The organism is Streptomyces sp. NPDC029466 (assembly GCF_055574515.1).
Genome location: NZ_JBVHZH010000017.1, coordinates 131,954 through 139,729, shown reverse-complemented (window position 1 = coordinate 139,729; position 7,776 = coordinate 131,954). Strand labels below are relative to the sequence as shown.

Below are 7,776 nucleotides of genomic sequence, written 5' to 3'. Positions count from 1 at the left end.
GAGCCGAAAACGCCCGAAACTCACGAGAGAACAGACAGAGAAAAGGAAAACTGGGGGGGGGGGGGGGGGGGGGGGGGGGGGGGGGGGGGGGGGGGCGGGGCCCCCCCCCCCCACCACCGCTTTCCGGCTCAGTGGGCCGCCGACTCCCAGTCCTTGCCGAAGCCGACCGAGACGTCCAGAGGAGCGTCCAGTTCGGCCGCGGCGGCCATTTCGCGGCGGACCAGTTCCTCGACCTGCTTGCGTTCGCCGGGGGCCACCTCGACGACGATTTCGTCATGGACCTGGAGCAGCAGCCGGGACTCCAGCTCCGCGGTCCGCAGCGCCGCGTCGACCCGCAGCATCGCGATCTTGACGATATCGGCTGCGGTGCCCTGGATCGGGGCGTTGAGCGCCATCCGCTCGGCCGTTTCGCGGCGCTGGCGGTTGTCGCTGTTGAGGTCGGGGAGATAGCGGCGGCGGCCCAGCATCGTCTCCGTGTAGCCGGTGGCGCGGGCCTCCTCCACGACGCGCTGGAGGTAGTCGCGCACCCCGCCGAACCGCTCGAAGAAGTTGTCCATCAGCTTGCGGGCCTCATCGGGCTGGATGCCCAGCTGCTGGGAGAGGCCGAAGGCCGACAGCCCGTAGGCCAGGCCGTAGGACATCGCCTTGATCTTGCGGCGCATCTCCGGGTCGACCTTGGTCTTGTCGACCGAGAAGACATGCGAGGCGACGGTGGTGTGCAGGTCCTCACCGGAGGTGAACGCCTCGATCAGGCCCTCGTCCTCGGAGAGATGAGCCATCACCCGCAGCTCGATCTGGCTGTAGTCGGCGGTCAGCAGCGAATCGAAGCCCTCGCCGACGACGAAGCCACGGCGGATCGCCCGGCCCTCATCCGTGCGCACCGGGATGTTCTGGAGATTGGGGTCGGTGGAGGACAGCCGGCCGGTGGCCGCCACGGTCTGGTTGAAGGTGGTGTGGATCCGGCCGTCGGCGGCGATGGTCTTGATCAGGCCCTCGACGGTCGTGCGCAGCTTGGCCTGCTCACGGTGCCGGAGCATGATCACCGGGAGCTCGTTGTCGGTCTGCGCGGCCAGCCAGGCGAGCGCATCGGCGTCGGTGGTGTAACCCGTCTTGGTCTTCTTGGTCTTGGGCAGGCCCAGCTCGCCGAAGAGGACCTCTTGCAGCTGCTTGGGCGAGCCCAGGTTGAACTCATGGCCCGCGGCGGCGTGCGCCTCCTTGACGGCCTGCTGCACCGCGCCGGCGAACTGCTGCTCCATCCGCTCCAGCCAGCCCCGGTCAGCGGCGATACCGGCGCGCTCCATCCGGGCCAGCAGCACGCTGGTCGGCAGCTCCACATCGCGCAGCAGTCCGGCAGCGCCGACCTCCGCCAGCTTCGTCTCGAACGCCGTCCCCAGATCGAGGACCGTACGGGCCTGCCCCATCAGGGCGTCCGCCTCGGCCTCCTCGTCCGCGCCGAACGCCAGCTGGCCGTTACCGGCCGCCGCCGGGGCGAGATCACGCCCCAGGTATTCGACGGACAGGGCGTCCAGGGCGAAGGAGCGGCGGCCCGGCTTGACCAGATAGGCGGCCAGCGCGGTGTCCATGGTGACGCCGTCGATGGTCCAGCCGTGCTCGCCGAAGACCCGCATCAGGCCCTTGGCGTTGTGCATCACCTTGGGGCGGGCGGCGTCCGCGCTCCAGGCGGCGAAGGCCCGCTCGTCGGCCTCGTCGAGCTGGGACGGGTCGAACCAGGCGGCCGGGCCGTCGGCGGTGGCCAGCGCGACCTCGGCGACACTGCCGCTGCCCAGCGTCCACACATCGACGGTGGCCACACCCAGCGGTCCGGTGCCGTGCTCGGCCAGCCACGGAGCGAGTTCACCCGCGCCGATGACCGTGCCGTCCACCTCGACGCCGGGGGCGGGGGCGGCCTCGTCGGCGGCCTCGGCGGCACCCGGGTCGACGGCGTGCAGCCGGTCCCGCAGGCCCTGGTTGCGGATCTCCAGGGCGTTGAGGAACACCGAGAGGGCCTCGCGGTCGTACGCCTCGCGGGTCAGCTCCGCCGGGCCGCACGGCAGCTCGACATCGCGCACCATCTCCGTCAGCCGGCGGTTGAGCTTCACCGCCTCCAGGTGCTCGCGGAGGTTGGCACCCGCCTTGCCCTTGACCTCGTCGACGCGCTCCACCAGCTCGGCGAAGGAACCGAACTGGTTGATCCACTTCGTGGCGGTCTTCTCGCCGACGCCCGGGATGCCGGGGAGGTTGTCGGACGGGTCGCCGCGCAGCGCGGCGAAGTCCGGGTACTGGGCGGGGGTCAGGCCGTACTTCTCGAAGACCTTCTCCGGGGTGAAGCGGGTCAGCTCCGAGACGCCCTTGGTGGGGTAGAGGACCGTGACGTCGTCGGAGACCAGCTGGAAGGAGTCGCGGTCGCCGGTGACGATCGAGACGTGGAAGCCCTGCGCGGTGGCCTGCTCGGTGAGGGTGGCGATGACGTCGTCGGCCTCGAAGCCCTCGATCGCGAACCGCTTCACCCGCATCGCGTCGAGCAGCTCGCCGATCAGCTCGACCTGGCCCTTGAACTCGTCGGGCGTCTTGGAACGGTTCGCCTTGTAGTCCGCGAATTCCTCGGACCGCCAGGTCTTGCGGGAGACGTCGAACGCCACCGCGAAATGCGTGGGCGCCTCGTCGCGCAGGGTGTTCGCGAGCATCGACGCGAAGCCGTAGATCGCATTGGTCGGTTGTCCCGTGACGGTGGTGAAATTCTCCACGGGCAGGGCGAAGAACGCCCGGTATGCCATGGAATGCCCGTCCATCAGGAGCAGGCGGGGACGGCCGCCCGCCGCCGCATCGGTCCCGGTCGCTTCGCTCTTCTTCGCTGCCTTTGCTGCCACGCCCCCGATCCTGCCACGCCCCACTGACAATCCCCGCCGCGGCGGCCCCGCCCCTTGCCGTACACCGCCTGGGCACCCGCCCACACACCGCTCCGGGCCGCGCCACCCGCCCGGCCGCCGCCCCGGCCCGCGCCTGCGGCGATCACCTCTACACCGCCCCGCGCGTCCGTGACAGGATCTGATGTGTACCGCAACGATCCGCCGGTGCCGGCGGAGCAGCTCACGGCTCAAGGGAGAGCGCCATGGCAGGCAAGCCGCCCGCGTCGGACCCCGTTCAGGACGCGCCCCAGGTCAGCGCACCCCAGCACGCCGCCGTCGGGCTGCCGGCGATCACCCACGCGCTGCGCATGTCCCAGCAGCAGATGGGCGTGCGCCGCACCGCCCTCACCCTGCTGCGGGTCAACCAGCCGGACGGGTTCGACTGCCCCGGCTGCGCCTGGCCCGAGCCCGACAAGCCGCACACCGCCGAATTCTGTGAGAACGGCGCCAAGGCCGTCGCCGAAGAGGCCACGCTGCGCCGCGTCACCCCGGACTTCTTCGCCGAGCACTCCGTCGCCGATCTCGCGGACCGCAGCGGCTACTGGCTCGGCCAGCAGGGCCGCCTCACCCACCCCATGTACCTCGCCGAGGGCGCCGACCACTACGAGCCGGTGACCTGGGAGCGGGCCTTCGACATCGTCGGCGAGGAGCTGACCGCCCTCGGCTCCCCCGATGAGGCCGTCTTCTACACCTCGGGCCGCACCAGCAACGAGGCCGCCTTCCTCTATCAGCTCTTCGCCCGCGAATTCGGCACCAACAACCTCCCCGACTGCTCCAACATGTGCCATGAGTCCTCGGGCTCCGCCCTGACGGAGACCATCGGCATCGGCAAGGGCAGCGTCCTCCTGGAGGACCTCTACCAGGCCGACCTGATCATCGTCGCCGGCCAGAACCCGGGCACCAACCACCCGCGGATGCTCACCGCCCTGGAGAAGGCCAAGGCCGGCGGCACGAAGATCATCTCGATCAACCCGCTGCCCGAAGCCGGACTGGAACGCTTCAAGAACCCGCAGACGCCGCGCGGACTGGCCGGCGGCGGCACCGCGCTCACCGACCTCTTCCTCCAGGTACGCCTCGGCGGGGACCAGGCGCTCTTCCGCGCCCTCAACCGCCTCGTGCTCGACACCGAGGGCGCCCTCGACGAGGACTTCATCCGTGAACACACCCACGGCTTCGAGGAGTTCGCGCGCACGGCCCGCGCCGATGACGACTGGGACGAGACCCTGCGCGCCACCGGCCTGACCCGCGCGGAGATCGACCGCGCGCTCGCCATGGTCCTCGCGTCGAAGCGCACCATCGTGTGCTGGGCCATGGGCCTGACCCAGCACAAGCACTCCGTCCCCACCATCCAGGAAGTCGTCAACTTCCTCCTGCTGCGCGGCAACATCGGCCGCCCCGGCGCCGGCGTCTGCCCCGTACGCGGTCACAGCAACGTCCAGGGCGACCGCACCATGGGCATCTTCGAGCGGCCCGCGCCCGCCTTCCTCGACGCCCTGGAGAAGGAGTTCGGCTTCGCCCCGCCCCGGGAGCACGGCCTCGATGTCGTCCGCGCCATCCGCGCGCTGCGCGACGGGCAGGCCAAGGTGTTCTTCGCGATGGGCGGCAACTTCGTCTCCGCCACCCCCGACACCGACGTCACCGAGGCCGCCATGCGCCGCGCCCGGCTGACCGTCCATGTCTCCACCAAGCTCAACCGCTCGCATGTGATCACCGGCGCCCGCGCACTGATCCTGCCGACGCTGGGCCGTACGGAACGCGATGTGCAGACCGGCCCGGACGGCGCGCCCGCCGAACAGTTCGTGACGGTCGAGGACTCCATGGGCATGGTGCACGCCTCCCGCGGCCGCCTGGCGCCCGCCGGCCCCCAGCTGCTGTCCGAGACGGCCATCGTCGCCCGGCTGGCCCGCCGGGTCCTGGGCGCCGGAAGCCGCACCCCCTGGGAGGAGTTCGCGCGCGACTACGCGACGATCCGCGACCGTATCGCCCATGTCATCCCGGGCTTCGAGGACTTCAACACCAGGGTGGCCCGCCCCGGAGGCTTCGCCCTGCCGCACGCCCCCAGGGACAGCCGCAGCTTCCCCACCGCCACCGGGAAGGCCAACTTCACCGCCGCGCCCGTCGAATACCCCACCGCCCCCGAAGGGCGGCTGCTGCTCCAGACACTGCGCTCCCACGACCAGTACAACACCACCGTCTACGGCCTCGACGACCGCTACCGCGGCATCAAGAACGGCCGCCGGGTGGTGCTCGTCCACCCCGACGACGCCCTCGAACGGGGCCTGGCCGACGGCTCGTACACCGACCTGGTCAGCGAATGGACGGACGGCAGCGAGCGGCGCGCGCCCGGCTTCCGCGTCGTGCACTACCCGACGGCCCGCGGCTGCGCGGCCGCCTACTACCCCGAGACCAATGTCCTCATCCCGCTCGACCACACCGCCGACACCAGCAACACCCCCGCCGCCAAATCGATCGTGATCCGCCTGGAGAGCCCCCGGGAGGACTGACCGCCCACGGGGCGGCCGGCGGGAACAACGACCCCGCGCTGAGCGCTTGCTCAGGGGCCTGATAGGAACAGGCACGGATCGACGACGATCACGGGCGAGCGAACGGAGCCGTAGGCATGGGTGAGCGCAGCACCACCAAATTTCCGCAGGAGATCCTCGACCAGTGGGCCGGCCTCGGCCTCGACCTGCCCTCCTTCTTCTCCGCCGGCCACCTCGGCGAGCGGATGAGCGTGCAGGTCACCGAAGCCGCCCCCGAGCGCATCGTCGGCACCATGCCCGTCGAGGGCAACACCCAGCCCTACGGACTGCTGCACGGCGGCGCCTCGGCCGTCCTCGCCGAGACCCTCGGCTCCGTCGGCGCCATGCTGCACGGCGGCCCCACCAAGCTCGCCGTCGGCGTCGACCTGAACTGCACCCACCACCGCGGCGTCCGCTCCGGACTGGTCACCGGCGTCGCCACCCCCGTACACCGCGGCCGCTCCACCGCCACCTACGAGATCGTGATCACCGACGAACAGGACAAGCGGGTCTGCACCGCCCGGCTGACCTGCATGCTGCGCGACGTGGACACCGACGCCTACCGCGCCTGATCCACCCCGGCCGGCACTCCGCCGACCGCCGTCACGGCCCCGCCCCCGACCTCGGGAGCGGGGCCATCCGCATATCCGTAACTCTGAGTAACCCGCGTGCCAGGCGTCGCCCGGCGCAACTCCCGTACCCCCCACGGGCATCGGCACCACCCTGACCGGCGCATCCGCTATCCGGACGCCGTTGTGTCACCACGCGCCCCATCCCCCCGTGGAAGTGCGAGTTCACCCTCCGCACCGCGTTCGCCCTGCGGTGTAAGGACCATAACGGCATAACACTCATCGAAGGTCATAACAAGAGCGTCACATCCTGGTCGGCGCCTCTGCCGGTGCGACGAACACCGGCTTAGAGTCACCGCCAGTCACCGCGCCGCCGGGCCCGAAAACGGAGCACACACCCTTGCGCTCCGGCTCTCCCGGCCGCGGAACGGCCATGCGACAGCCGTGGCCGCGCCAGGGAAAGGACTGATCGTGCGTCACCGTTCCTTGCTTCTCCTCACCACCGCAGTCACCGCCGGCGCCCTCACGCTCTCCGCGTGCGGCTCCCGCGGCGACAACAAGAGCGGCGACGGCTCCAAGACCACCGTGGTCATCGGCCTCGACGCCCCCACCACCGGCGAGCTCTCCGCTCTGGGCCTGGGCATCCGCAACTCCGCCCAGCTCGCCATCGACACCGCCAACAAAACCGGCGAGGTCAAGGGCGTCACCTTCAAGCTCGAAGCCCTCGACGACAAGGCCCTCCCCAACGTCGGCCAGCAGAACGCCACCAAACTCGCCGGCGACAAGGACGTGCTCGGCGTCGTCGGCCCGCTCAACTCCGGCGTCGCCCAGTCCATGCAGCAGGTCTCCAAGCAGAACAACCTCACCCTGATTTCGCCGGCGAACACCACGCCCGACCTCACCCAGGGCAAGGACTGGAAGCAGAACAAGCGCGTCCGCCCCTTCCCCACCTACTTCCGCACCGCCACCACCGACGAGGTGCAGGGCGCCTTCGACGGCCAGTACGCGTGGGAGAAGATGAAGGTCAAGAAGGCCTATGTGATCGACGACCAGAAGACCTACGGCGTCGGCCTCGCCTCCTCCTTCAAGGACCAGTTCAGCAAGCTCGGCGGCAAGATCGCCGGCACCGAACACGTCAGCCCCGACGACCGTGACTTCAAGGCCGTCGTCTCCAAGGTCAAGTCCGCCAAGCCCGACCTGGTCTTCTACGGCGGCGAATACCCCGCCTCCGGCCCGCTCAGCCAGCAGCTCAAGGACGGCGGCGTCACCGTTCCCCTCATGGGCGGCGACGGCATGTACAGCGGCGACTACATCAAGCTCAACAAGAAGGCACAGGGCGACTACGCCTCCTCCGTCGGCAAGCCCGTCGAAGAGCTCCCCTCCGCCAAGAAGTTCATCGCCGACTACAAGGCGGCCGGCTTCAAGGAGTCCTACGAGGCCTACGGCGGCTCCACCTACGACTCGACCTGGGCCATCATCCAGGCCGTGAAGAAGGTCGTCGAGGACAACGACGGCAAGCTCCCCGACGACGCCCGCAAGAAGGTCGTCGACGCGATGAACAAGGTCACCTTCGACGGTGTCACCGGCCCCATCGCCTTCGACAAATACGGCGACACCACCAACACCATGATCACCGCCTACCAGGTGGACAAGGGGAAGTGGGCCTCCCGCTTCAGCGCCGAATTCAAGAAGTTCGACAAGAGCTGACCGACCGCACCACTCCTCATCACCACGGGCCGCGCCAGGACGCACCAAGACCCTGGCGCGGCCCGTGGCACA

Annotated in this window: 4 protein-coding genes; 3 read left to right on the top strand and 1 reads right to left on the bottom strand. The window is 69.9% G+C overall.

Annotation, left to right across the window (positions count from 1 at the left end):
• Nucleotides 1–128: 128 nt before the first annotated feature.
• Nucleotides 129–2,867 carry a DNA polymerase I gene (gene polA, locus ACZ4XD_RS15770; RefSeq protein WP_468042411.1) on the bottom strand — a complete coding sequence of 913 codons (2,739 nt, stop codon included), beginning with the start codon at nt 2,865–2,867 and terminating at the stop codon, nt 129–131.
• A 242-nt stretch (nt 2,868–3,109) separates the two neighbouring features.
• Here polA and ACZ4XD_RS15765 point away from each other — a divergent pair, with 242 nt between their 5' ends.
• The 3 genes from ACZ4XD_RS15765 to ACZ4XD_RS15755 all read left to right on the top strand — a co-directional run bounded on the left by ACZ4XD_RS15765 (nt 3,110) and on the right by ACZ4XD_RS15755 (nt 7,704).
• Complete coding sequence (locus tag ACZ4XD_RS15765; RefSeq protein WP_468042409.1) at nt 3,110–5,410, top strand: FdhF/YdeP family oxidoreductase; 2,301 nt, start codon at nt 3,110–3,112, stop codon at nt 5,408–5,410.
• 116 nt (nt 5,411–5,526) lie between these two features.
• Complete coding sequence (locus tag ACZ4XD_RS15760) at nt 5,527–6,000, top strand: PaaI family thioesterase (RefSeq protein ID WP_468042407.1); 474 nt, start codon at nt 5,527–5,529, stop codon at nt 5,998–6,000.
• 483 nt (nt 6,001–6,483) lie between these two features.
• Nucleotides 6,484–7,704, top strand: a complete 1,221-nt coding sequence (locus tag ACZ4XD_RS15755) for a branched-chain amino acid ABC transporter substrate-binding protein (RefSeq protein WP_468042423.1) — start codon at nt 6,484–6,486, stop codon at nt 7,702–7,704.
• The last annotated feature ends 72 nt before the right edge of the window (nt 7,705–7,776 follow it).

Bases quoted from the DNA above. Each gene is read 5' to 3' on its own strand.
- ACZ4XD_RS15765 (WP_468042409.1), top strand. From the start codon at position 3,110: ATGGCAGGCAAGCCGCCCGCGTCGGACCCCGTTCAGGACGCGCCCCAG.
- ACZ4XD_RS15760 (WP_468042407.1), top strand. From the start codon at position 5,527: ATGGGTGAGCGCAGCACCACCAAATTTCCGCAGGAGATCCTCGACCAG.